Genomic DNA, 24412 nt, shown 5'->3' on the forward strand with positions numbered 1-24412 from the left:
TGGGGTAAGTTGTCTACTTTTTAATGCTTAACTAGACACGATGATTTTAAATTTCTTATTCATCATAAAAATATGAAATAAAAACCATTTAAATTATGTAGTTGATTAATGAAATGACGGTTCTATAAACCCCATTCGAAGCGGCTAAGAGGTCTACAGGTGATCTACAAATCTATCGCCGATCGGTTACGCATCCGGTTAAATTCTGCTGATTACAACATTGGCAGCCCACTACCTTCTGAAGTTCGTCTGGCAGGCGAGTTTGGTGTTTCACGTATGACGATTCGTAAAGCCATCGATTTGTTGGTGGGCTGGGGGTTGGTCGTACGCCGCCATGGCAGTGGCACTTATGTAGCGAAGAAAGATGTTCACCATGAAACCACGAATCTGACCGGGTTTATTGAGGTGATGCGTAACCAGGGCAAAGAGGTGGTGAGCAATGTGCTGGAGTTCAATGTGATGCCCGCCCCACCAGCAATCGCCAGCCAATTACGCATTAATATTGATGAACGGATCTATTTCTCGCGCCGGGTGCGTTCGGTAGATGGCAAGCCGTTAATGGTAGAAGACAGCTATATGCCGGTGAAATTATTCCGTAATTTGTCCATCGCACATCTGGAAGGTTCTAAATTCAGTTATATCGAAGATGAATGTCACATCATCGTATGCGGTAACTATGAAAGCCTCACGCCCGTGCTGGCCGACAAGAAAATGGCAAAACTGCTCAATATCGATGAGCTAACACCCATTCTGCGCATCACGTCACTGTCATACAGCGACAGCGGTGACTATGTGAATTATTCGGTGATGTTCCGAAATGCCAGCGAATACCAGGTGGATTACCATTTGCGGCGGGTGCATTAAAAAGAGATGCCCGTCGAAGCGGGCACCTTTGTGTGTCAGATCCAGAAAATAACAGCCAATAGCTGCGGCGTAATAATGCGCAGGAACATTACCAGTGGATAAACAGTGGCATAAGAGAGTGCTGCAGCTCCACTGGTTGCGTGCAAGCCGTTGGCAAAGGCCAGTGCAGGGGGATCGGTCATTGAGCCTGCCAACATTCCGCACAGTGTCAGATAATTCATTTTGGCGAGTAATCTTGCCAACAATCCAGTAACCAGCAATGGAATTCCCGTAATCAGAATTCCGTAGCCAATCCAACTCACTCCTTCTCCGTGTAGCAAAGTACTGACAAAATCACCGCCCGATTTCAACCCAACCACCGCCAGGAACAGCACAATTCCTAACTCGCGCAGCGCAAGATTCGCACTTGGTGGCATAAACCAATAGAGCTTGCCGATGCTGCCAATTCGCCCAAGAATGATCGCCATAATAAGCGGCCCACCTGCCAGCCCAAGGCGTAGCGCCACAGGGAAACCAGGGATGAAAAGCGGGATAGAACCGAGCAACACCCCAAGACCAATGCCGATAAATACCGGAAGCATTTGTACCTGCTGGAGTTTCTGTTGCGCGTTACCGACTTCAGCGGCTACTGCTTCAATAGATTCCGGACGACCGACCAGGTTCAGGATGTCACCAAATTGCAGGCTGGCATTGCTGCTTGCGACCAGTTCAATACCTGCACGATTCAGACGCGAAATCACCACGTCATACTTTTGTTTTAAATGCAGATCGCGAATTTTCTTGCCGAGCACTTTCTCGTTAGTCACCACCACACGCTCAACGCGCAGGTCTGTGCCTCGAGTCGAAAGCGAGGTATCCACCTGCTGGCCAATCACCAGCAATGCAGAGTGCAGATCTTTTTCCTGGCCGACGAGGTGTAGTAAATCTCCGGTTTGAATAACAGTGCCAGGCGCTGGCACCATCAGCAATTCCCCACGTTTCAAACGCGAACAAATAATAGTGTCGCTATTAAGGACCGGCACTTCCTGAATAGGTAATCCGTTAAGGTTAGGGTTGGCAACACAGATATTCATAGTCTGGAGTTGCGCGTGGTTTTGCCCACTACTGTTATCAAAGCGTTGTGCTTCTTGATCGACATTAATTCTAAATGCCATGCGAATTAACCACATGGTCAGAAGAATCCCGCAAATACCGAATGGATAAGCCATCGCGTAGCTCATCCCCATTTTATCGACCAACTCTGAGGGCGTGCCGAGGTCGGTCAAAATTTGCTGACCTGCACCTAACGCTGGAGTGTTAGTTACCGCTCCCGAGAAAACACCGAGCACCACAGGAAGCGGAACATCGAAGATTTTATGGACGAGTGCCGTGACCAGCGCACCAATCACTACAATCAGAAGAGCAAATAGATTAAGGCGTAAACCGGAAACGCGTAGCGAGGAGAAGAAGCCAGGCCCAACCTGAATACCAATGGTGTAGACGAAGAGGATCAAGCCGAATTCCTGAATGAAATGAAGCATATCTCCATTCAGACTTACCCCAGCCTCACTAACGAAATGGCCAACAATAATCCCGCCGAACAGCACGCCTCCGATACCAAATCCGACACCGCGGATTTTGATATTGCCAATCCATAAACCGACAACTGCGACCAGAGCCAACATACTGACAGTTAACGCTATTCCACTCATCGAAGATTTCCCTGTGAATAACATCATCGTTACAAGGGATTCTGGCAGAGAGGTGAAGGAGTTAATGGGGTGCAGAGCACAAAAAAGGCCCCATAAAATGGGGCCTAAAAGGGGATACTCAGTTTAGCTGTTTAGTGCAGGACGTTCGCTGATAGCAATGCGTTTTGGCGCAACGGCTTCAGGGATTTCACGCACCAGATCTATATGCAGCAGACCGTTGGTAAAGGTCGCGCCAGATACTTTCATATATTCAGCAAGGGTAAAGCTCAGATTAAATGGCTGAGTCACTAACCCTTGATGCAGCCAGGTTGGCTCTTTCTCAGGTTTAACCGGCGTCCCTTTCACATGCAGACGCGTACCTTCGAGTTCAATTTCGAGATCTTCCTGGCGGAACCCTGCCAGCGCAAGCGTAATGCGGTAATGATTGTCATCGCCTTTTTCAATGTTGTAAGGCGGGAATGACTGGCCTTCAGTGCTTGTTTGTAAAGCATTAGCCAGTTTGTCAAAACCGATCCATTGACGCAGCAGAGGTGATAAATCGTGATTACGCATATTTCTTCTCCTTCTTTGAAGCGAGTTAAGTCTTACCAGTATGCGAACTGGTATTGGCTCCCTATCGGCAAGCCAGCCTTTATTGCCTGGGCCGCACAATGCGACCCGCTGAAATTAATTGATTTCGATACGACGCGGTTTCATCGCTTCTGGAATCACACGTTCCAGGTCGATATACAGCAGGCCGTTAACCAGGTTAGCACCACGGATGTGGATGTTTTCCGCTAACTGGAATTTGCGTTCAAAGTTGCGCTCAGCAATCCCCTGATAGAGATAAGTGCGCTCTGGTTGCGGATCTGCATGCGCGCCCTTAATAACAAGCAGGTTATCCTGGGCTGTAATATCCAGCTCGCTTTCTGCGAAACCGGCAACAGCAATCGCAATGCGATAGTTATTTTCGTCAACTAATTCAACATTGTATGGAGGATAGCCGCCGTTGCTCTGGCTTTGATTGTTTTCCAGCAGGTTAAACAGACGGTCAAAACCAATAGCTGAACGATAAAGCGGGGAAAGGTCGAAATTACGCATATATAAAAACTCCTGAAATCAGCGAGAATCAAACATTGCCTTCCATCATGGACAGGCCTCTAAAACCAAGTACCCTTACGGCGTACTTTTTCTGACTACATCTCTAAAATCGGTCCTTATTCGCACTTTTCAAGGCCACAGAAAGAAATTTTTTGCGGCTTCTGCTGTCAGTACATAGACTGTCCTGGTAGTAAACAGGATTTATCTGCGATAGCCGCCACAGAGTGGCAAGAGCAATATATTAATTATCTGCATGGGTGATATAAACCAGAGCAGCCTGGCCGGAAATGGCCCCCAGAAACGATAAGCAACACTAATGATGAAAAGCTATCTTCCAACATTAATTCTCGGCAGCGGATTGCTAACAGTCAGCGGATGTTCAAGTGTGATGACTCACACTGGTGGGCAAGAGGGATACTATCCAGGCACACGTGCCAGTTACGAAATGCTGGCCGATGGCGAGACAAGCTGGGGATACAAACCTTTTGTCGCGCTGGATATGCCGTTTACGGCAGTAATGGATACCGTGTTGTTGCCATGGGATATGTTCCGCACCGACAAGTCAATCAAATCTAAAGTAGAAGCAAGCGAGAAGCAGAATCTGGCAACCAACTCTGTGATCCCGCCTGTTCAGTAATTAAAACCCTGTTTGCGTCATAAATAACTGACGGAATCCGTCCACATTCTGCATCCAGGCGATGTATTTGCCATCAGGTGAAAACACCACCGCATCCGCTGAAGGCGCACAACTATCTGTTGCTGTAAGCGGCGTGATTTCACCATCGTTTAAATCGCACAAGACAATCTGCCCCTTCCTCACAAAGCCCAACGCTTGCCCTGACGGGTGCCAGTTAAACGCCGACTGAATATCATCTTGCCCATCCGTAAGCTGGCGTGGCTGCCCACCGTTTGGCGAAATCAGATACATTTGCACAATACCTGCATCATCGCGCATCAAGAACGCCAGTAAACTGCCGTCCGGACTGCTTCGCACCCAATGCCTTGGCTGGGTGGCTAATCCTGGGTAGCGCTGCTGATGAGTAAAAGTCAGACGTTTTTGCTCAATGCCCGCAGGTGGTGCAGGCAGCGAGGTTGGCGTTCCTTCAATTGGCTCACAACCCGCCCGGAAATAAGCTTCTTTGTTTTCAGGTAAATCGACGATAAACAGCTCGGGTACTTTCTCGCCCTGGGCTGAAAGGGTATCGCCAATAAACGCCAGCGCCCAACGTTGTTGACTGCCACCAGGTTTTAAATAGCCATGGTTGCCCACCCAACCTTCTTCATAGGCACGGTTTATTTCATCGCTTCCGGGCTGTGGTAATGGCGTAGTGCGGGTCACCAGCACGCAATAGTGGCTACCATCATATTCACGAGGGTGCTGTTTAGCTGGTGTCACCGGACCGAATGGCAGAGCAATACCAACGTTACGCAGATCTTTCGCCGCATCGTATTCGTGCATCACATGGTCGTTATAGGTAAAGCTCACGCGTGAACCATCTGGGCTCCAGACGTGGACATGGCTGCCGCCACGCAAAGCGCCGGGGGTAAACGGAAGGGTAATATCCATTGCATCGAGATTGGTTGCGATGCCATTTTCGACCACCACACCACGGCGGTGATGGAAATCGTAATGCCAGTTAGCATCCGGGTTTTCCGGGCCGTGGATGAAGACATAGCGATCAGGTTGCTGCGGGTTCACAGTCACCACGCCAACATGCGCGCCATGTGATGCCTGATAGATCAGTTCCACTTCGCCAGTCATCACGTTTACCCTTTCAATCGTTTCACTGGTAAACGACGCGCCAGAAGGGCGAACATCAAACACCAGCCACTGGCTATCTGGCGTCCAGGTGTTGATGTTAGTGAGTTGATGATTACGTGATACAAAGGTGAGTTGTTTGGTCATGGTTTTACCCTGAGACGATGACTGAGATGAGCTTTAAGCACGCGTACTAGCAGCATGATGATGGCAAGCATCAGCACACCCAATATGATCCCATAAAATCTCTGCAAAGCGACATGCGGATCGGCAGACCAGTAATGGGGTTGGATGAAAATCATGATCCACGCGATGGTAAATTGCCTGCCTGTATAGCTGACATTATCGCTTCCTTGTTGCAGGTGGCAGCCCAGCCACAGCCCGGCAGTGAGCGCCAGGATATATAACCACGCAGAGCCATGAAGCAATGGCAGAAGCAGAATGCCCAATATCCCAGCCAGCAAACAGCCCACCAGCCTTTGAACCATGCGGTCGATAATTTGCGTATTGGTTTCAGGGGTGTTTTTACCGGCGGGTAAAACAGAAATGGCAATGACGGTTACCAGTGCCTGTGAAAGGTCGCTGATATTGGCCTGCCACAAAATGAGCGCGACGATAAAAACGGCGATACCCGCTTCCACACCAAGCAATATGCGCTTTGAGCGCCATTCCGATTCACTGACGACAATTACGCTAGCAGTTGCGGCAGGGGATTTATCGCCCGCCAGGTTCAGCAATGTGCTAATCCAGTGGAAGATAAAACCCGTCACCAAACACATGCTTATCCCCACGGCAACTTCCGAAATACGGCTTAGCGTAAACCTCACGACTACGGGGAATGATGAAACAGATTGTGCATCGATGATAACCATCATCGCTGTAACCGCACCGAGCAGCCAGGCATAAGACCAGGGAGATTCATTAGCGCGATAAACGGTGTACCCGCCAATCAAGCCACAAAGCAGAAATGCAACATCGACATATGGCAGAACGACAACAGTGGCGAGGAGACCAAAGCAGCCCCCAACTATTGTGCCCAGCAATCGTTGCAGAGCACGAACGGAGCTTTCCTTCGGCGTTGCTTTTGTCACGGCAAAGCTGCTGAGTGCCGCCCACCAGGCAAAATGTAACCCTAATTTTTCTGATACCCACACTGCAAGCGCAAGCGCGACAATGACCTCAGCAGCAAAAAGCATTTTTGTGGCCGATGTATGCCAGAAACGGAGTTCATGATTTAAAGCCGAAAAATGGTCGAGGCAGTATTGTCGAGCGGAGGTCAGAAAAGGCATGGTTAACTTCTAAAGAATAAGACCCGATGAGTATCAGTGTAGATAAGCCCCGGCATAAATGACTACCGGGGTGCATGCTTTATCGGTCGTTCAAAACAAACTTCTCAATCGCGTATGCAACGCCATCTTCAAGGTTTGATTTAGTGACAAAGTTACTGACTTCTTTAACTTTATCGATGGCGTTATCCATCGCAACACCGATGCCCGCATATTCCAGCATCGCGATGTCGTTTTCCTGGTCGCCCAGCGTCATCACTTCTTCTTGCTTGATACCGAGAGATTCAGCCAGCGCTTTCACGCCTGTACCTTTATTGACGCGCTTATCGAGAATTTCCAGGAAGTATGGCGAGCTTTTCAGCAGGGTATAGCGCTCATAAACATCAGCTGGAATTTTAGCGATCGCTTTATCCAAAATAGCCGGCTCGTCGATCATCATCACTTTCAGGTACGCACCGTTTTTATCCATATTTTCTGGTTCTCTGAACACCAGAGGGATATTGGCGACGAAGGATTCGTGAACGGTGTAATAGCTGATATCGCGGTTCGCGGTATATAGCGTGTGCCTGTCCAGCGCATGGAAGTGAGAACCAACATCACGGGAAAGCTGTTCCAGATAACGGTAGTCATCATAGCTAAGTGCGGTTTGCGCCACACTGCTGCCGTCGCTCGCTTTCTGCACCAGAGCTCCGTTATAGGTGATGCAGTAATCATTCGGCTTATCCATATGCAGCTCGCGGAGATAGCTCTCAACACCTGCAAAAGGGCGTCCGGTACACAAAACAACGTTTACGCCACGTTCGCGCGCACTGGCGATGGCGGCTTTAACGGCTGGAGAAATGGTGTGGTCAGGCAGCAACAATGTGCCGTCCATATCAATAGCAATGAGTTTTATAGTCATAGGATTTTCTGAGGTAATGAGTTTATCTCATGCTAACGCGATTAAGCCTGCAAAAATAGCGCTACGTTTCGAATGAAAAAGGTCCGTTTTTTGGCTAATAAAACGCCACCCGTAAAGAGTGGCGTTTATACCCAAAATAATTCGAGTTGCAGCCAACGCATCTGCGGCTTGAAGTATGACGGGTATTAGCTGAAGAATTTATCCTTTAGCATATGGAAGCCTTTAGTCAGCAAATCTTCGTCGTGAGCAACTTCACCTGCGGGTGAAAGCGTATCAACAATTTTCGGGAACTGCTCTGCGAGTAGTTGCGATGCGCTTCCCACATCAATCCCGAGTTTTTCAGCCAGACCGCTGATTACTGGTGTGCCCAGCACGTCTTGCATTTGCTCTGGGCTAACGCTTTGGTTATGCGCGCCGCTCAGCCAGGAGGTGACAACATCAGAGAAACCCTTTTCGCGGAAGCGCTCAAGAATTGCCTGAATACCGCCTTGTTCATTAATCCATGTAAGGATGACTTTGAATTTACCTGCATCGCCACCCCCCATCATGCCAGTAACTTGATCGAATAAACCCATGACCGTGTCCTCTGCAATCACGAAGTGTGCATTAGAAGTGTAGTCATTGACGGATATTAGCGTGGAGAAATAGAGGTGCGAGAGAGTGAGATTATTGGTGGGCAGACGCCCACCAACGGGTAGAGATTAGATATCGATGTTCGCCGCTTTCAGGGCGTTTTCTTCGATAAATGCGCGACGTGGTTCAACCGCATCACCCATCAGGGTGGTGAACAGCTGATCCGCTGCAATCGCGTCTTTAACAGTCACGCGCAGCATACGACGGCTTTGTGGATCCATTGTGGTTTCCCACAGCTGATCCGGGTTCATTTCGCCCAAACCTTTGTAGCGCTGAATAGACAGGCCACGACGGGACTCTTTGCCCAACCACTCCAGCGCCTGCTCGAAGCTGGCAACTGGCTGTTGGCGCTCGCCACGTTCGATGAACGCATCTTCTTCGATAAGACCGCGCAGTTTCTCGCCCAGCGTGCAAATACGACGGTATTCGCCACCAACGATAAACTCTTGCTCCAGCGGATAGTCAGTATCAACGCCGTGGGTACGCACACGAATTACCGGTTCAAAAAGATTCAGTTCACGGTTATGACGAACCAGAGAGTTCCAGGTACTGCCGTGCTGTTCGTTTTCGTTCAGTGCGGTGACCAGAGCAGAAACCCAGGCTGTCACTTTGCTTTCGTCAACCAAGTCGGCATCAGCAAGTGTTGAGTGATAAACCAGGTTGTTCAGCAAGTTGCGCGGATAACGGCGCTCCATGCGGCCAATCATTTTCTGGCAGGCTTTAAACTCAGACACCAGTTTTTCCAGCGCTTCGCCAGCAATGGCTGGTGCGTGAGCATTGGTGTGCAGCGTTGCGCCATCCAGAGCGATTGCAATCTGGTATTGGTCCATCGCTTCATCATCTTTGATGTACTGTTCTTGCTTGCCTTTCTTCACTTTGTACAGCGGTGGCTGTGCGATATACACATGGCCGCGCTCAACGATTTCAGGCATCTGACGGTAGAAGAAGGTCAACAGCAGAGTACGAATGTGTGAGCCATCGACGTCCGCATCCGTCATGATGATGATGCTGTGGTAACGCAGTTTGTCCGGGTTGTATTCGTCACGGCCAATGCCGCAGCCCAACGCGGTGATCAGCGTGGCAACTTCCTGAGAGGCGAGCATTTTGTCAAAGCGCGCTTTCTCAACGTTCAGAATTTTACCTTTCAGTGGCAGGATCGCCTGGTTCTTACGGTTACGCCCCTGTTTTGCAGAGCCGCCCGCTGAGTCCCCTTCCACAAGGTACAGTTCGGAGTGAGCCGGGTCGCGTTCCTGGCAATCAGCCAGTTTGCCTGGCAAACCAGCCAAATCCAGCGCGCCTTTACGACGAGTCATTTCACGTGCACGACGTGCTGCTTCACGAGCACGAGCGGCATCAATAATTTTACCGACCACGATTTTCGCGTCAGACGGGTGTTCCAACAGGTATTCAGACAGCAGTTCGTTCATCTGCTGCTCAACCGCTGTTTTCACTTCAGAAGAAACCAGTTTGTCTTTGGTCTGAGAAGAGAATTTAGGGTCTGGAACTTTTACGGAGACAACAGCAATCAAGCCTTCACGGGCATCGTCACCGGTGGCGCTAACTTTCGCTTTTTTGCTGTAGCCTTCTTTTTCCATATACGCGTTCAATGTACGCGTCATCGCCGAGCGGAAACCTGCCAGGTGAGTACCACCATCGCGCTGCGGGATGTTGTTGGTAAAGCAGTAGATGTTTTCCTGGAAACCATCGTTCCACTGCAACGCCACTTCTACGCCAATGCCGTCTTTTTCAGTGCTGAAATAGAACACAGTTGGGTGAATTGGAGTTTTGTTTTTGTTGAGGTATTCAACAAACGCACGGATACCACCTTCGTAGTGGAAGTGGTCCTGGCGGCCATCACGCTTATCAATCAGGCGGATAGAAACACCAGAGTTCAGGAACGACAATTCGCGCAGGCGTTTAGCCAGAATGTCGTATTCAAACTCAATCACATTGGTGAAGGTGTCGTGGCTTGGCCAGAAACGGACTTGCGTACCGGTTGCATCGGTATCACCCGTTGCCGCCAGCGGCGCTTGTGGCACACCGTGAACATAAGTTTGCTGGTGCACTTTGCCTTCGCGGCGAATCAGCAGTTCCAGCTTCTGGGACAGGGCGTTAACAACCGAAACACCCACACCGTGCAGACCACCGGAAACTTTGTAGGAGTTGTCATCGAACTTACCGCCGGCATGAAGCACGGTCATAATAACTTCGGCAGCAGACACACCTTCTTCCGGGTGAATACCAGTAGGAATACCACGACCATCATCGGTTACTGAGACAGAGTTATCAGCATGAATGGTGACAACGATGTCTTTACAGTGACCGGCAAGTGCTTCGTCGATAGCGTTATCTACGACCTCAAATACCATGTGGTGCAGACCGGTGCCGTCATCCGTATCACCGATATACATTCCCGGGCGCTTACGTACCGCATCCAGCCCTTTAAGGACTTTGATACTGGAGGAGTCATAAGAATTCGACATCAACGTTTCTCGCTCATTTATTCTTGGGTTAATCCGTTATTTTACCCTGATCCACGGCGAACATCTTCGAATTTTTGTCCGCCATATCCATCACATGTTCTGCGCTAATCGCGCTAACAAAAACTTGTGATTCCGTCGCCTTTAACCGGCTGGCTAATAGACCACGGCGTGCATCATCTAGTTCAGAGGCAAAATCATCTATCAGATACAGGCAACGTCGCCCGTTCTGTCGGGTGAGAAACTCACCCTGCGCCAGTCTTAAGGCGCACATCAGTAATTTAAGCTGCCCGCGCGACAGAGTATCTTCTACCGGCGCACCGTCAGCACGGATCCGAAAATCAGCTTTGTGGGGGCCGTGGGCGGTGTAGGTCAGCATTCTGTCGCGTTCGAAATTGCGTTCCAGTAGCTCGCCGTAGTCACTCTCTTTTTCCCAGCCGCGCTGGAAAGAGAAGTTTAGCGAGAACTCTGGTAGAAATTGCGCACAGGTATCAGCCATGTCATCGGCAATGGCTGCACTGTATTCAGCACGCCAGCGGCTAATTTGCTCCGCTAGTGGGATAAGTTCTTGATCCCATGGCCGCAGTTGCGCATAACGCGTGACCTGGCGCAACGCAGCGTTACGTTGCTTTAACAGGCGCTTGAGATTGCTCCAGGCGACAAAAAAACCTGGTTCGTTGTGGAAACATCCCCAATCGAGGAAAGCTCTACGGAATTTGGGACCGCCGTTGAGCAATGTAAACCCTTCAGGAGTGATAAGTTGCATTGGCATCAATAGAGCAAGTTCAGCCACTTTGTGGCCGTCGCTGCCATCGATACGCACTTTGCTGTCGCCTGCACGGTCTTTGGTCAGGCCAACAGAGGTTTCCCGCTCACCGTTCTGTATACGCCCATGCAGTACAAAGGATTCTGTTTCATGGCGAATGACGCGCTCAATTTTCAGACTGCGAAAAGCGCGACCGTGCCCGAGGGTATAAATCGCCTCAAGCACGCTGGTTTTGCCACTTCCGTTGGCTCCGACCAGGAAATTAAACCCTGGAGACAGAGCCAGATCCGCATCTTCGATATTTCGAAAGTCTTTAATCAATAAACGCGACAGCGACATATTTAACTCACAACCAGGGCGTTATCGGCGCAGTTAGTCTGATTACGGCCAGCGCGCAACAACCGGAGCGTACTGAAGTACGTGAGGATTGTGAGCACTGCCCGGAACCAGAATAACAAGTAAGATAGCCCGATACTAAAGACGCATTGGCATGACGACGTAGGCCGCCGCCTGAGAAGCTGCATCTTCAATCTGCACACTGGAAACAGAATCGGTCAGCAAAATGCGCACGTTCTCGCATTTGAGTGCATTCAGAACATCAAGCACGTAACTGACGTTGAAGCCGATTTCCATATCTGTGCCGTCATAAGTGACGTCGAGAATCTCTTCGGCTTCTTCCTGTTCCGGGTTGTTAGCGGTGATTTTCAACTGATTGGCAATCACTTGCAGACGAACACCACGGAATTTCTCGTTTGAGAGAATAGCCGCACGTGAAAACGCTTGTTTCAGCAAATCGCAGCTGGCATCGAGGTGTTTATCAGGATTCTTCGGCAATACACGACGATAATCCGGGAAACGGCCATCAACCAGTTTGGATGTGAAGATAAAGTCACCGACGTGAGCGCGGATGTTGTTGCTGCCGATCTGGATACGCAACGGTGAATCGCCGCCATCCAACATACGCATCAGCTCAATCACGCCTTTACGCGGCACGATCACCGAATGGTTTGGCAGAGACTGACCGACCGGCATAGAACACACAGCCAGGCGGTGACCATCGGTCGCCACGGTGCGTAACTCTTCGCCTTCGGTTTCAAACAACATGCCGTTCAAATAGTAACGAACGTCCTGATGCGCCATAGAAAATTGCGTGGCTTCAATCAGGCGTTTCATGGTCGCTTGCGGGAGCGTGAATTCTACTTCGCTCTGCCAGTCGTCCAGGTTCGGGAAATCAGCAGCAGGCAGCGTCGAGAGCGAGAAACGGCTACGCCCGGAGCGCACCAACATACGGTCGCCCTCAAGCGTAACAGCGATTTCTGCACCTTCCGGCAAACCACGGCAGATATCGAAAAATTTACGTGCTGGAACCGTTGTGGCACCCGGCTCATGCGGTTGCACCAACGCGACACGCGCCACCATCTCCATTTCCAGGTCAGTACCTGTTAATGAAAGAGTTCCTTCCGCGACTTGCAACAGCAGATTGCCGAGAATCGGTAACGTCGGACGGCCACCTAACGGGCCACTCACCTGTTGCAGCGGTTTTAATAAAGTTTCACGTTCAACGGTAAATTTCATAGCGTCACGAAGATAATGTTCTGATTAGGTTAGAGAAATCTTCTTTGATGTCGTGGCTTTCTTCACGCAACTGCTCAATCTTACGGCAGGCATGCAGAACCGTAGTATGGTCGCGGCCACCAAAGGCATCGCCGATTTCTGGCAAGCTGTGGTTCGTCAGTTCCTTCGCTAGTGCCATTGCCATTTGACGTGGACGGGCAACAGAGCGGGAACGACGCTTGGACAACAGGTCAGCAATCTTTATTTTATAGTACTCTGCCACCGTCTTCTGAATATTGTCGATGGTGACAAGCTTCTCTTGCAGCGCCAGCAAGTCACGCAGCGCTTCACGCACGAAGTCGATAGTAATCGCCCGGCCAGTAAAGTTGGCGTTGGCGATAACACGGTTCAATGCCCCTTCAAGCTCACGCACGTTTGAACGTAAACGCTTAGCAATAAAGAAGGCCACTTCACCAGGCAGACGGATATCGTTCTCGTCTGCTTTTTTCATCAGGATCGCAACACGCGTTTCCAGTTCTGGTGGCTCAATCGCAACTGTGAGCCCCCAACCGAAGCGAGATTTCAGACGATCTTCAACCCCATTGATCTCTTTTGGATAACGATCCGAAGTCAGAATGATCTGCTGGTTACCTTCAAGCAAGGCGTTGAAGGTGTGGAAGAATTCTTCTTGTGAACGTTCTTTATTAGCAAAGAATTGAATGTCATCAATCAGCAGCGCATCAACAGAACGGTAGTAACGTTTGAACTCTTCAATAGCGTTATTTTGCAGTGCTTTTACCATGTCCTGAACGAAACGTTCAGAGTGCATGTACACCACTTTTGCATTCGGTTTGCGCGCAATAATACCGTTGCCAACAGCATGCAAAAGGTGCGTTTTACCAAGACCCGTGCCGCCATAAAGGAATAAAGGGTTGTAAGCGCCACCTGGGTTGTCTGCCACCTGACGTGCTGCCGCGCGAGCCAGTTGGTTCGACTTACCTTCAACGAAGTTATCGAAAGTATGTTTTACGTTAACGTTAGAGCGATAGGAGTGTTCAGCCGGAGCCGGAGAGTTATCCCAGCTTGGGCGAAGATGAGTAGTAGGGCGTGCGATGTGTACATGCGCCGGAGCAGTAGTAACAGTCTGCTGATTCAGCGTTTGGCTGACCGGTTTGCTGCCTACTTCAAAACGCAATACGGGTGCATCAGTGCCGCAGAAATCATTCAGCAAGCCATTGATGTTATTAAGGTACTTATCTCGCACCCAGTCGAGAACAAAACGGTTTGGCGCATACAGGGCCAGCGTGTTATCGCTCAGTTCCGCCTGTAGGGGGCGTATCCACATACTGAATTCTGTGGCTGGTAACTCATCCTGCAATCGGGCAAGACACTGCTGCCAAAGCGAAAGTGACACGGCGGACTCCACTCGAACAAAGTCGATAAAATGACGAAGACTGAAAGTTTATATTCATGATTGTTGACACACGCCGACTCTTCCTCAACGGAACCCCGATTCGGGAAGCGTGCGAACCGCTATCTGCGGTTTACCCCAGGGTGAACGCTAAAGGATCACGATCGGGACCGCGGATCATAGCCTAAAGTACGCCAGAGATCTTCTGTTTCTCACAGTTTCTTCCCGATTTATCCACAGGGCTGTTTTGTGGAGTCTAAGTGTAAACGATCCTGTCAGACGCACAGCGCTTTACCTTCCTATATTGGAAAATTTAATGACTAGTGCACAAAATCGACTTATCTGATCTAAGGAAGATCCCCAACGATCCTTGCGCTTTAATGGGGACGCCGTATAATTCCCCACCCGTCGCGTGTCACCACGGCTTTATTTTGGTCAGATCCTGGTCTTTTTAGGGGTCAAAAAGCGAATTAAGGCACGGGAATAAGGAAAGAGAATTGACTCCGGAGTGTACAATTATTACAATCCGGCCTCTTTAATCAGCCACACTGAGGCGTAAGTCGTTTGCAGTTTCTGCAAGGCTCTTCGCTAACCCAGTGAAATTTATCCAAGTTTAGGTAGAAATCGCCATGAAACGCACTTTTCAACCGTCCGTACTGAAGCGTAACCGTTCACACGGTTTCCGTGCTCGTATGGCAACTAAAAATGGTCGTCAGGTTTTGGCACGTCGTCGTGCTAAAGGCCGTTCCCGTCTGACCGTTTCTAAGTAATAAAAGCTAACCCCTGAGTGGTTAAGCTCGCATTTCCCAGGGAGTTACGCTTGTTAACTCCCACTCATTTCACTTTCGTCTTCCAGCAGCCTCAACGGGCTGGCACGCCGCAAATCACCATCCTCGGCCGCCTAAATTCGCTGGGGCATCCCCGCATCGGTCTTACAGTCGCTAAGAAAAATGTTAAACGTGCACACGAACGCAATCGGATTAAACGTCTGACGCGTGAGAGTTTCCGTTTGCGTCAGCACGAACTTCCTCCAATGGATTTCGTGGTAGTGGCTAAGAAAGGGGTTGCAGACCTGGATAACCGGGCTTTATCGGAAGCATTGGAAAAGTTATGGCGCCGTCATTGTCGCCTTTCTCCCGGCTCTTGATAGGCCTGATTAGGGTCTATCAGCGCCTGATAAGTCCGCTTCTCGGGCCGCATTGCCGTTTTACTCCAACCTGTTCTCACTACGGAATTGAGGCATTGCGCAGGTTTGGGGTGTTAAAAGGCAGTTGGTTGACAGTGAAACGCGTATTAAAATGCCACCCTTTGAACCCCGGTGGAGACGATCCCGTCCCACCTGGACCTTTTGATACCAGAGAACACTAACGATGGATTCGCAACGCAATCTCTTTCTCATCGCTTTGTTGTTCGTGTCTTTCATGATCTGGCAAGCCTGGGAGCAGGACCACGCTCCACAACCTCAGGTGCAACAGACCACGCAGACTACGACCACCGCAGCAGGTAACGCCGCAAACCAGGGTGTGCCGACCAGTGGCCAGGGTAAAATCATCACGGTTAAAACTGACGTTCTTGAGCTTTCCATCAACACCCGTGGTGGTGATGTTGAGCAGGCGCTGTTATTGACCTACCCGAAAGAGCTCAAATCTAATGAGCCGTTCCAGTTACTGGAAACTACGCCAGAGTTTGTCTACCAGGCACAAAGTGGCCTGACCGGTCGCGATGGCCCGGATAACCCGGCTAATGGTGAGCGTCCTCTGTATAACGTTGCTAGCGATACTTTCGTGCTGCCAGAAGGCCAGAACGAAATCGTTATCCCAATGACGTATACCGATGCGGCGGGCAATACCTTCACTAAATCCTTCACCCTGAAACGCGGCGAGTTCGCGGTAAGCGTGAATTACGATGTGAAGAACGCCGGTGAGAAACCGCTGGAGCTGGCTACTTTTGGTCAGTTGAAGCAGTCCATCAATCTGCCGACTCACCGCGATACAGGAAGCAACAACTTTGCGTTGCATACCTTCCGTGGTGCTGCGTACTCAACTCCAGATGCGAAATACGAAAAATATAAATTCGATAAAATCGCTGATGGTGAAAACCTGAACGTTAACGCCAGCAATGGTTGGGTTGCGATGTTGCAGCAGTATTTCGCAACAGCGTGGGTTCCAAATAATCAGGGTACCAACAACTTCTATACCACCAAACTGAACAACGATGTGGCAGCGATTGGTTATAAATCCTCGCCGCAACTAGTTCAGCCAGGTCAGACCGCCAAACTGGGTAGCACCCTGTGGGTCGGCCCGGAAATTCAGGACAAAATGGCAGCCGTTGCGCCGCACCTTGACCTGACAGTGGATTATGGTTGGTTGTGGTTTATTTCTCAGCCGCTGTTCAAGCTGTTGAAATTCCTGCACAGCTTCATCGGTAACTGGGGCTTCTCCATTATCGTAATCACCTTTATCGTTCGTGGCATCATGTACCCGCTGACTAAAGCGCAGTACACCTCCATGGCGAAAATGCGTATGTTGCAGCCGAAACTGGCCGCCATGCGTGAACGTATTGGTGACGATAAACAGCGCCAGAGCCAAGAAATGATGGCGTTGTATAAAGCTGAGAAAGTTAACCCGTTGGGTGGTTGTCTCCCACTGGTTATCCAGATGCCAATCTTCCTGGCGTTGTACTACATGCTGATGGGTTCTGTGGAACTGCGCCATGCGCCGTTCGCACTGTGGATTCATGACTTGTCTGCACAAGACCCGTACTACATCCTGCCGATCCTGATGGGCTTGACGATGTTCTTCATTCAGAAGATGTCGCCGACCACTGTGACCGACCCGATGCAGCAGAAGATCATGACCTTTATGCCGGTCATCTTCACGGTATTCTTCCTGTGGTTCCCGTCAGGCCTGGTACTGTACTATATCGTCAGTAACACCGTGACCATCATCCAGCAGCAGCTGATTTATCGCGGTCTTGAGAAACGTGGCTTACACAGCCGCGATAAGAAAAAGACCTGATAACAATTAGCTAGAAGCTTACGAAAGGCGGTCAATAGACCGCCTTTTTTATTTTGTAGGGTGGATAAGCGAAGCGTCATCCACCAGCCATCTCGAAAGGGAAAATTATGAGCCATAACGAGACAATCGTTGCCCAGGCGACTCCGCCGGGACGTGGTGGAGTCGGTATCCTGCGCGTCTCAGGCCTGCAAGCTCGTGAAGTCGCGCAAGCGATTTTGGGTAAACTCCCCAAGCCACGCTATGCCGATTACCTGCCATTCCGTGATGCGGACGGCAGCGTGCTCGATCAAGGCATCGCGCTGTGGTTCCCTGGGCCAAATTCCTTCACAGGTGAAGACGTGTTGGAATTTCAGGGGCACGGTGGTCCAGTTATCCTCGACTTGCTGTTAAAACGCATCCTGGCGCTCCCAGGGCTGCGTATCGCAAGGCCTGGTGAGTTCTCCGAGCGTGCATTCCTGAATGACAAGCTGGATTTGGCTCAGGCTGAAGCGATTGCTGACCTGATTGATGCCAGCTCAGAACAAGCAGCTCGCTCAGCCTTAAACTCTTTGCAGGGGGCTTTCTCTGCACGGGTTAACCATCTGGTCGAAGCGCTGACTCATCTACGTATTTACGTAGAAGCGGCAATTGATTTCCCGGATGAAGAGATCGATTTCCTCTCTGACGGCAAAATCGAAGCGCAGCTGAACCAGGTAATTGACGATCTGGATGCTGTGCGTGCCGAAGCGCGCCAGGGAAGTCTGCTGCGCGAAGGGATGAAGGTAGTGATTGCCGGTCGTCCAAACGCTGGGAAATCGAGCCTACTGAACGCCCTTGCGGGCCGCGAAGCGGCAATTGTGACGGATATTGCCGGAACAACTCGCGATGTCTTGCGTGAACATATCCATATCGACGGTATGCCACTGCATATCATCGATACCGCAGGGCTTCGCGAAGCAAGCGACGAAGTTGAGCGTATCGGTATCGAACGTGCGTGGAATGAGATTGAACAAGCAGACCGTGTGTTGTTTATGGTTGATGGGACCACCACCGATGCCACAGACCCTGCAGATATTTGGCCAGACTTTATTGCGCGCCTGCCGGCACGTTTGCCGATTACAGTTGTGCGTAACAAAGCAGACGTCACCGGCGAAACGCTGGGCCTGAGCGATGTGAATGGTCACTCACTTGTACGCCTGTCTGCGCGTACCGGTGAAGGCGTAGATGTGCTGCGCGATCATCTAAAACAGAGTATGGGCTTTGAAACCAATATGGAAGGCGGCTTCCTGGCGCGTCGTCGCCACTTGCAGGCCCTCGAACAAGCGGCAACCCATCTACAACAAGGCAAAGCGCAACTTCTGGGCGCATGGGCCGGGGAATTGCTGGCTGAAGAGCTACGTCTTTCTCAGCAGAGCCTGAGCGAAATCACCGGTGAATTTACCTCTGACGATTTGCTTGGCCGCATTTTCTCCAGCTTCTGTATCGGTAAGTAATCTAAAAAGTAAGCGTGCGCTTACTTTTCATTCATCCCGCAAAGCTCATGGCTTTGCGGGATTTTTTTGATCGTTACGGCAATTGAAAACCCGGGATTCTTGCCATAATGCTGTTCAGTAGCGCTTCGTCAGAAATCCCCTGGAAGTCATAACGCGGTGTGTACGGCGATTCGAGCACCATAAGCTCATCTTCAGTCAGCGTGATATCCAGTGATGCCAGCGCATTGTCGATTTGCTGAATGCTGCTTGCGCCCACCAGCGGAGCAGTCACCACTGGGTTTTTACGCAACCACGCCAGGGCGATTTGCGCACGAGAAACGCCACGGATGGCGGCAATATCGCCAACGGCATCAATAATTTGGCGATCGCTTTCCTTCGTAAATTGGGTATAGAGCATATCGGCAAAACCATCTTTGCCTGAACGTTCGGTCGTTTTCGCATCATCCCAGCCACGCGCCAGACGACCCCGTGCCAGCGGACTCCAGACCATGGTTCCCACGCCTTCGTCGGCGCACAGCGGCAGCATTTCGCGTTCTTCTTCCCGCGCCAGCAAGTTGTAGTGGTTTTGCATCGTAACGAAGCGCGCCCAGCCGTTGGCTTTTTGCATATGCAGCGCTTTGCTAAATTCCCAGGCATGCATCGAGGAGGCCCCGAGATAACGCACTTTCCCGGCTTTCACCACGTCGTGCAGCGCTTCGAGGGTTTCTTCGAGCGGCGTGGAGTTATCCATACGGTGGATTAAGTACAGATCGACATAATCGGTGCCTAATCGACGCAAACTATGGTCGATTTCCGCCATGATCGCTTTACGAGATAACCCTTTGCCATTTGGCCCAGAGCGCATTGGGTGGCGAATTTTGGTCGCAATCACCACATCATCACGGTTGGCATAATCTTTTAATGCCCGTCCAAGAATTTCTTCACTGCTTCCCTGGGAATACAGATTTGCGGTATCAAAAAAGTTAATTCCGCTTTCCAGCGCGTGTTTGATCAGCGGGCGACTCTGCGCCTCATCCAGCGACCATACAGGATGGCCACGGCCTGGTTCACCGTAAGTCATTGCTCCGATTGCCACAGGTGAAACATCTAATCCGGTATTGCCTAGTTTGATATAACGCATCGGTGATTCCTCGGAAGAAGTAAACAAATCAGGCTGTAGTTTACGCGCAGGAAATAGAACGATGAATGCGCTAAAATTCACGAAACATGCTCAGGAGTTCAGAATGCACAGCGACCCGTTTTCAGATTTTCTTCGTCTGGCCGATGCAAAACCGGTCGTTGCCGGAGGTTTTAGTGCAGGCGGCGACTGGGCGATACGCTTCCCAAAGCCTGAATACCTTAAATTTTTTGCGCTGGTGAAAGGGCGCTGCGTTCTGATGTTTGAAGGTGAAAGAACGCCGGTTTACGTCGAAGAAGGCGACGTATTTTTGCTTTCTTCCACGCCATCGTTTGTGCTGGGAAGCGATTGCATCACCGAGCCGGTAGACGCCAAAGCCTTATTTAGCGGCAGTCACAACAAAACCGCAGTCATTGGCGATGGCAAAGACTGCATTCAGCTTGGCGGCCACGTTAAGCTTGATCCGGATAGCGGAAAGCTGTTGGCACAAGTGCTGCCGTCGTTAATCCACGTGCGAGCATCCTCGCAACAAGCAGGTGTTTTATCGTGGCTGCTTGAACAACTGGTGCGAGAAGTTTCTCAACCCCTTCCCGGTTTTAGTGTCGTTTCGATGCAGCTCACTCAATTGATGTTTGTGCAGATCTTGCGTGAATATCTGCAAACCACCACGGATCTACCGTGTAACTGGCTCAAAGCCGTCAGCGATAAACGTCTCCAGCCTGCGCTAGCATTAATGCACAACGATCCGGCGCAAAACTGGCAGTTAAGTGAACTGGCAAAGGCCGCAGCGATGTCGCGCACCAGTTTTGCGGTGTATTTCAAGTCGATCGCTGGTGTCGCGCCATTGACCTACCTGACGCAATGGCGCATGTATTTAGCCGGGCAATCACTTCGTCAAAGTGAGCTGTCGGTGTCCACGCTGGCGCTTCAATACGGTTACGCCTCAGAAAGCGCATTTAGTACCGCCTTCAAGCGCATCAATGGCGTTTCTCCACGCAATTATCGAAATTTAAAAATGGCGGAGCTGGCAGACAATTAAAATCAAAATATTCATGGTCTTGATCATTTGTTGAGGTTTTGATCGTTTTTTATCCATGGTGGACCGTGCGTTTCCCCGCTAAAAAACCTACAATCGAGAACAGAGTACATTGCCTGGTATCAAGGAGAGACAAATGGCAACGCATTTCGCAAGATGGACGATCAACCCAAAGTACCCCTTTTCAAGCCGGCTGAATGACGAATGTCATGCTCACGCCCGCCAGATGCCAGAACACCGCCGCTCACGATTTTTAGCCTCCCGCAGTCTGTTGGCTGAATTGCTACATATGCTTTATGGCATTCAACAACTGCCGAGAATCGTCGCCACTGCTGCTGGACGCCCACACTTTGCCGATCCTTCATTGATGGACTTCAGCATTGCCTATGCCGGAAACAATGTCGCTGTTCTGATAACAACCGAAGGCCGCTGTGGATTAGATATTGAGATTAATCAGTCTTTTGGGCATCTCCCCTCTGTCGCTTCAGGCTCCACTTTACGCAGTAATGAATCCATCTGGATAAACAATCAAAAAAACCCAGATGAAGCCCGCGCACAGCTACGCACATTGCATCAAAGCACTTTTAAACTGACAGGCCGCGAAGAAAGTTTGCAGCTTCTGCCAGGCGCTGGGCGAATACGCGCTAGCGACCAATCAGAAATTGAAGCGATCAGCGATGTGGAAGGACTCTTGATCTGGGGATGCGTGGTGTCACCCGCCATTGAAAAGCTCAGTTTGTGGGAATTTGAAGCTCCGCAGAACTGGCATAGTCTGGGAGATGTAAAATCTCGCTATCGGGATCCTAATGGCAGCATTATTCGCTTAACCAGCATGTCGTCAGAAAAAGTGTTATATCAAAACTGATCGTTTCCGAACGTACTGACACCAAGGAGTATTCATGTCCGACACGTTAAAGATAGTGACGTTATTAGGTAGCCTACGTCATGGCTCATTCAATGCCATGGTTGCTCGTACTTTGCCAGGAATCGCTCCTGCGGGAATGAGCGTTGATGCGTTACCGTCGATTAAAGACATTCCCCTGTATGACGCCGATGTGCAGCAAGAAGAGGGTTTCCCATCAACTGTGGAAGCGATTGCTGAACAAATTCGCGCCGCTGACGGTGTGGTGATTGTCACTCCGGAATATAACTACTCGGTACCGGGCGGGCTGAAGAATGCCATCGACTGGCTATCTCGTTTGCCTGAGCAGCCTCTGGCGGGTAAGCCCGTGCTGATTCAAACCAGTTCAATGGGCGCAATTGGCGGCGCGCGTTGTCAGTACCATCTACGCCAGATTCTGGTGTTCCTCGACGCGATGGTGATGAACAAGCCAGAATTTATGGGCGGCGTGATTCAGAATAAAGTCGATACACAAACAGGTGAAGTGGTCGATCAAAGCACGCTTGACCATCTGGCTGGGCAACTGGCAGCTTTTGGTGATTATATTAAGCGGGTTAAAAGCTAATTCGCTAGTGCGCGCCACATAGACTCGAATCCGAGTGCTTTATAATCGCCAGCACGCTCCGGTTCGCGGCTGGCGAACTCCATAGTCGTTTCTGCCAGTGATGAAAACATCGCGTCGCTAAAGGCTCGGTACGGGCCGTTTTGAAAAGCTTTCAATATCGACTGCGAGCAGATCTCATGCATTTCCGGGAACATCTCTGCCACTTTCTGCTTGGTTTCTTCGCCTATCTTATCGCTCACCGCTAATTGACGAATCGCGCGGTGGGCTTGTGAGTTGCGGATTGCCCAGTCGATATAACTGTTCCAGATGTAACGGGTATATTCTTTCGGGTCTTTCAGTGTGCGGTCCAGATTCTCCTGCATCGAAAAAAGTAAGCCCTGTTTCAAATGCAGGTACAGCTCGTTGAGCAAATCGTCCTTCGTGGCAAAATAGCGAAACAGTGTGCCTTCTGCCACACCGGCAGCACGAGCAATCTGCGCAGTAGACGCAACGATCCCCGCCTGGCCAATAGCGATGGTCGCCGCTTCCAGTATCGCTAGTTTCTTATCTTCACTCTTCGGACGAGCCACAACGTTTTTCCTCATTCACACCAAAACACAAATTGAATCACGCAAGCTACAGCACTGCAACGCGCAATGTCAGCGATTGAAAATGATCTTGACGGTTATCACACCGCACCTATAATGAGTGCTTACTCACTCATTATCAAGTTTAATAGCATTGTACCAGTGGATGGTACGGAATATGCAGGCCTGGATATGAAACGTCTCTCCTTATACGCGGTAATAATTATGTTGATTGCAACAGCAGCCAGTTTGCCTTTTGTCCTGAATGCCGGGTTTGGCCAAGCTCCGCAAGGGGAAGGTTTAAGTTTAGTTGAGCGTTCAGCCCATTACGTTGACGGGCAATTTCGTAACCAGGTTCCTACCGAAGGCTATACCGGCAAGAAAAGTAAGCTGGCAGCGATGTGGGAGTTTTTAACCAGCAAAATTGAAAATGCGCGCCCGCAGCAACCTTTGCCATTAGTGAAAACCGATCTGGCGAACCTACCGATAGAACAAGACACCATGGTCTGGCTCGGCCACTCCTCGTGGTACATCCAACTGGCTGGCAAACGCATTCTTATCGACCCGGTATTCAGTAGTTACGCGGCACCTTTTTCATTTCTGAATAAAGCGTTTCCCGGCGATTACCCATGGACGGCTGAGTCGATGCCAGTGATCGATCTGCTGATTATTTCCCATGACCATTACGATCATCTGGATTACGCGACCATCAAAGCGCTGAAACCGAAAATCCGCCAGGTGATTACGCCACTGGGCGTCGGTTCACATCTGCGTTATTGGGGCGTAAATAGCGACATCATTCATGAAAAAGACTGGAACCAGGCGGTAAAAGTCTCGAATGAGCTGACTGTACATGTTTTACCCGCTCGCCACTTCTCAGGCCGCAGCCTGAAAAGCAACCAGACGCTATGGGCGAGTTTTATGTTCGTCACCAATGACCATAAAGTCTATTACAGCGGCGATACCGGCTACGGGCCTCATTTCAAAGCTATCGGCGAACAGTTTGGTTCGGTTGATCTTGCCATCATGGAAAACGGCCAGTACGACGAAGACTGGAACAATATTCATATGATGCCGAACGAGACTGCGCAGGCTGCCGTTGATTTGAATGCTCACGCTGTACTTCCCGGCCATGCGGGTCGTTTTGTACTGGCTAAGCACACCTGGGATGCACCCTACAAAAGCCTTGCGCAAGCCAGTGCGGATAAAGATTTTCGCCTGTTAACACCGAAACAGGGTGAGCCTGTATTGGTGAACGACAACGCCCAACAATTTAGCGCCTGGTGGGAGTCTGCTGGCGCCATGTAAATGAA

Annotated in this window: 24 protein-coding genes and 1 other annotated feature; of the genes, 11 read left to right on the top strand and 13 right to left on the bottom strand. The window is 50.3% G+C overall.

Translation table 11 applies throughout. The features are described 5' to 3' along the window. The first annotated feature begins 159 nt into the window (after positions 1 to 159). Positions 160 to 864, top strand: coding sequence for a GntR family transcriptional regulator (locus EDF88_RS16895; RefSeq protein ID WP_134185968.1), 705 nt, complete (start codon positions 160 to 162; stop codon positions 862 to 864). A 35-nt stretch (positions 865 to 899) separates the two neighbouring features. On the opposite strand, the gene EDF88_RS16900 is transcribed toward EDF88_RS16895, so the two are convergent. The 3 genes from EDF88_RS16900 to ibpA form a co-directional block, all read right to left on the bottom strand. Next, a complete protein-coding gene (locus EDF88_RS16900; RefSeq protein ID WP_134185970.1) occupies positions 900 to 2555 on the bottom strand; it encodes a putative transporter in 1656 nt (551 codons plus the stop codon). 123 nt (positions 2556 to 2678) lie between these two features. Continuing rightward, positions 2679 to 3107, bottom strand: coding sequence for a small heat shock chaperone IbpB (ibpB, locus tag EDF88_RS16905; protein WP_034460659.1), 429 nt, complete (start codon positions 3105 to 3107; stop codon positions 2679 to 2681). A 114-nt stretch (positions 3108 to 3221) separates the two neighbouring features. Beyond that, positions 3222 to 3635, bottom strand: a complete 414-nt coding sequence (gene ibpA / locus EDF88_RS16910) for a small heat shock chaperone IbpA (RefSeq protein WP_064514809.1) — start codon at positions 3633 to 3635, stop codon at positions 3222 to 3224. Continuing rightward, positions 3629 to 3705: a sequence feature (ROSE (Repression Of Heat Shock gene Expression) occurs in the 5'-region of heat shock genes and acts as an RNA thermometer to modulate expression.), on the bottom strand. (Overlaps the previous gene by 7 nt.) 246 nt (positions 3706 to 3951) lie before the next feature. Here ibpA and EDF88_RS16915 point away from each other — a divergent pair. Continuing rightward, entirely contained in the window at positions 3952 to 4272 is a 321-nt protein-coding gene (locus EDF88_RS16915; RefSeq protein WP_134185972.1) for a YceK/YidQ family lipoprotein, read from the top strand. Here the strand turns inward: EDF88_RS16915 and EDF88_RS16920 are convergent, their stop codons facing one another. From EDF88_RS16920 to dnaA, 8 genes are all read right to left on the bottom strand, one after another. Continuing rightward, entirely contained in the window at positions 4273 to 5541 is a 1269-nt protein-coding gene (locus tag EDF88_RS16920; RefSeq protein WP_134185974.1) for a DUF3748 domain-containing protein, read from the bottom strand. Further along, positions 5538 to 6683 (bottom strand): FUSC family protein, encoded by a 1146-nt coding sequence (locus EDF88_RS16925; protein ID WP_134185976.1) that lies wholly within the window; start codon positions 6681 to 6683, stop codon positions 5538 to 5540. Before EDF88_RS16925 ends, EDF88_RS16920 begins: the two co-directional genes overlap by 4 nt. Before the next feature lie 79 nt (positions 6684 to 6762). Beyond that, positions 6763 to 7581, bottom strand: coding sequence for a sugar-phosphatase (yidA, locus tag EDF88_RS16930; protein WP_134185978.1), 819 nt, complete (start codon positions 7579 to 7581; stop codon positions 6763 to 6765). A 185-nt stretch (positions 7582 to 7766) separates the two neighbouring features. Continuing rightward, positions 7767 to 8156, bottom strand: coding sequence for a YidB family protein (locus tag EDF88_RS16935; RefSeq protein WP_134185980.1), 390 nt, complete (start codon positions 8154 to 8156; stop codon positions 7767 to 7769). 126 nt (positions 8157 to 8282) lie between these two features. Then, positions 8283 to 10697, bottom strand: a complete 2415-nt coding sequence (gene gyrB / locus EDF88_RS16940; RefSeq protein WP_064514822.1) for a DNA topoisomerase (ATP-hydrolyzing) subunit B — start codon at positions 10695 to 10697, stop codon at positions 8283 to 8285. Between the two features lie 28 nt (positions 10698 to 10725). Then, entirely contained in the window at positions 10726 to 11799 is a 1074-nt protein-coding gene (gene recF / locus EDF88_RS16945) for a DNA replication/repair protein RecF (RefSeq protein ID WP_064514824.1), read from the bottom strand. 135 nt (positions 11800 to 11934) lie between these two features. Then, positions 11935 to 13035 (bottom strand): DNA polymerase III subunit beta, encoded by a 1101-nt coding sequence (gene dnaN, locus EDF88_RS16950; RefSeq protein ID WP_064514826.1) that lies wholly within the window; start codon positions 13033 to 13035, stop codon positions 11935 to 11937. 4 nt (positions 13036 to 13039) lie between these two features. Further along, positions 13040 to 14428, bottom strand: coding sequence for a chromosomal replication initiator protein DnaA (gene dnaA, locus EDF88_RS16955; protein WP_193216230.1), 1389 nt, complete (start codon positions 14426 to 14428; stop codon positions 13040 to 13042). A 626-nt stretch (positions 14429 to 15054) separates the two neighbouring features. On the opposite strand from dnaA, the gene rpmH reads away from it, so the two are divergent. The 5 genes from rpmH to mnmE all read left to right on the top strand — a co-directional run bounded on the left by rpmH (position 15055) and on the right by mnmE (position 18914). Beyond that, complete coding sequence (gene rpmH / locus EDF88_RS16960) at positions 15055 to 15195, top strand: 50S ribosomal protein L34 (RefSeq protein ID WP_003849659.1); 141 nt, start codon at positions 15055 to 15057, stop codon at positions 15193 to 15195. Between the two features lie 17 nt (positions 15196 to 15212). Then, the gene (gene rnpA / locus EDF88_RS16965) at positions 15213 to 15572 is read left to right on the top strand and encodes a ribonuclease P protein component (protein ID WP_034499799.1); all 360 of its coding nucleotides are present in this window, start codon (positions 15213 to 15215) and stop codon (positions 15570 to 15572) included. Next, a complete protein-coding gene (gene yidD, locus EDF88_RS16970) occupies positions 15536 to 15793 on the top strand; it encodes a membrane protein insertion efficiency factor YidD (protein ID WP_072009476.1) in 258 nt (85 codons plus the stop codon). The genes rnpA and yidD overlap by 37 nt, the downstream gene beginning before the upstream one ends. 2 nt (positions 15794 to 15795) lie before the next feature. Next, positions 15796 to 17442: a membrane protein insertase YidC gene (gene yidC / locus EDF88_RS16975; protein WP_064514830.1), complete on the top strand. Its 1647-nt coding sequence runs from the start codon at positions 15796 to 15798 to the stop codon at positions 17440 to 17442. 107 nt (positions 17443 to 17549) lie between these two features. Next, a complete protein-coding gene (mnmE, locus tag EDF88_RS16980) occupies positions 17550 to 18914 on the top strand; it encodes a tRNA uridine-5-carboxymethylaminomethyl(34) synthesis GTPase MnmE (RefSeq protein ID WP_064514832.1) in 1365 nt (454 codons plus the stop codon). A gap of 73 nt (positions 18915 to 18987) precedes the next feature. On the opposite strand, the gene EDF88_RS16985 is transcribed toward mnmE, so the two are convergent. After that, entirely contained in the window at positions 18988 to 20034 is a 1047-nt protein-coding gene (locus tag EDF88_RS16985) for an aldo/keto reductase (RefSeq protein WP_134185985.1), read from the bottom strand. Positions 20035 to 20137: 103 nt separating this feature from the next. Here EDF88_RS16985 and EDF88_RS16990 point away from each other — a divergent pair, with 103 nt between their 5' ends. From EDF88_RS16990 to EDF88_RS17000, 3 genes are all read left to right on the top strand, one after another. Beyond that, on the top strand, positions 20138 to 21070 hold the full coding sequence (locus EDF88_RS16990; RefSeq protein ID WP_134185987.1) for an AraC family transcriptional regulator: 933 nt from the start codon (positions 20138 to 20140) through the stop codon (positions 21068 to 21070). A gap of 133 nt (positions 21071 to 21203) precedes the next feature. Next, on the top strand, positions 21204 to 21932 hold the full coding sequence (locus EDF88_RS16995; RefSeq protein WP_134185989.1) for a hypothetical protein: 729 nt from the start codon (positions 21204 to 21206) through the stop codon (positions 21930 to 21932). Positions 21933 to 21966: 34 nt separating this feature from the next. After that, on the top strand, positions 21967 to 22533 hold the full coding sequence (locus EDF88_RS17000) for an NADPH-dependent FMN reductase (protein ID WP_064514838.1): 567 nt from the start codon (positions 21967 to 21969) through the stop codon (positions 22531 to 22533). Here EDF88_RS17000 and EDF88_RS17005 read toward each other — a convergent pair. Then, positions 22530 to 23102, bottom strand: coding sequence for a TetR/AcrR family transcriptional regulator (locus EDF88_RS17005; RefSeq protein ID WP_064514840.1), 573 nt, complete (start codon positions 23100 to 23102; stop codon positions 22530 to 22532). The genes EDF88_RS17000 and EDF88_RS17005 overlap by 4 nt on opposite strands. A 189-nt stretch (positions 23103 to 23291) precedes the next feature. Between EDF88_RS17005 and EDF88_RS17010 the strand changes: the two genes are divergently transcribed. Further along, entirely contained in the window at positions 23292 to 24407 is a 1116-nt protein-coding gene (locus EDF88_RS17010) for an MBL fold metallo-hydrolase (RefSeq protein ID WP_134185991.1), read from the top strand. Positions 24408 to 24412 lie beyond the last annotated feature (5 nt).

Source organism: Buttiauxella sp. BIGb0552 (assembly GCF_004366275.1).
GTDB classification, from domain to species: Bacteria; Pseudomonadota; Gammaproteobacteria; order Enterobacterales; family Enterobacteriaceae; genus Buttiauxella; species Buttiauxella gaviniae.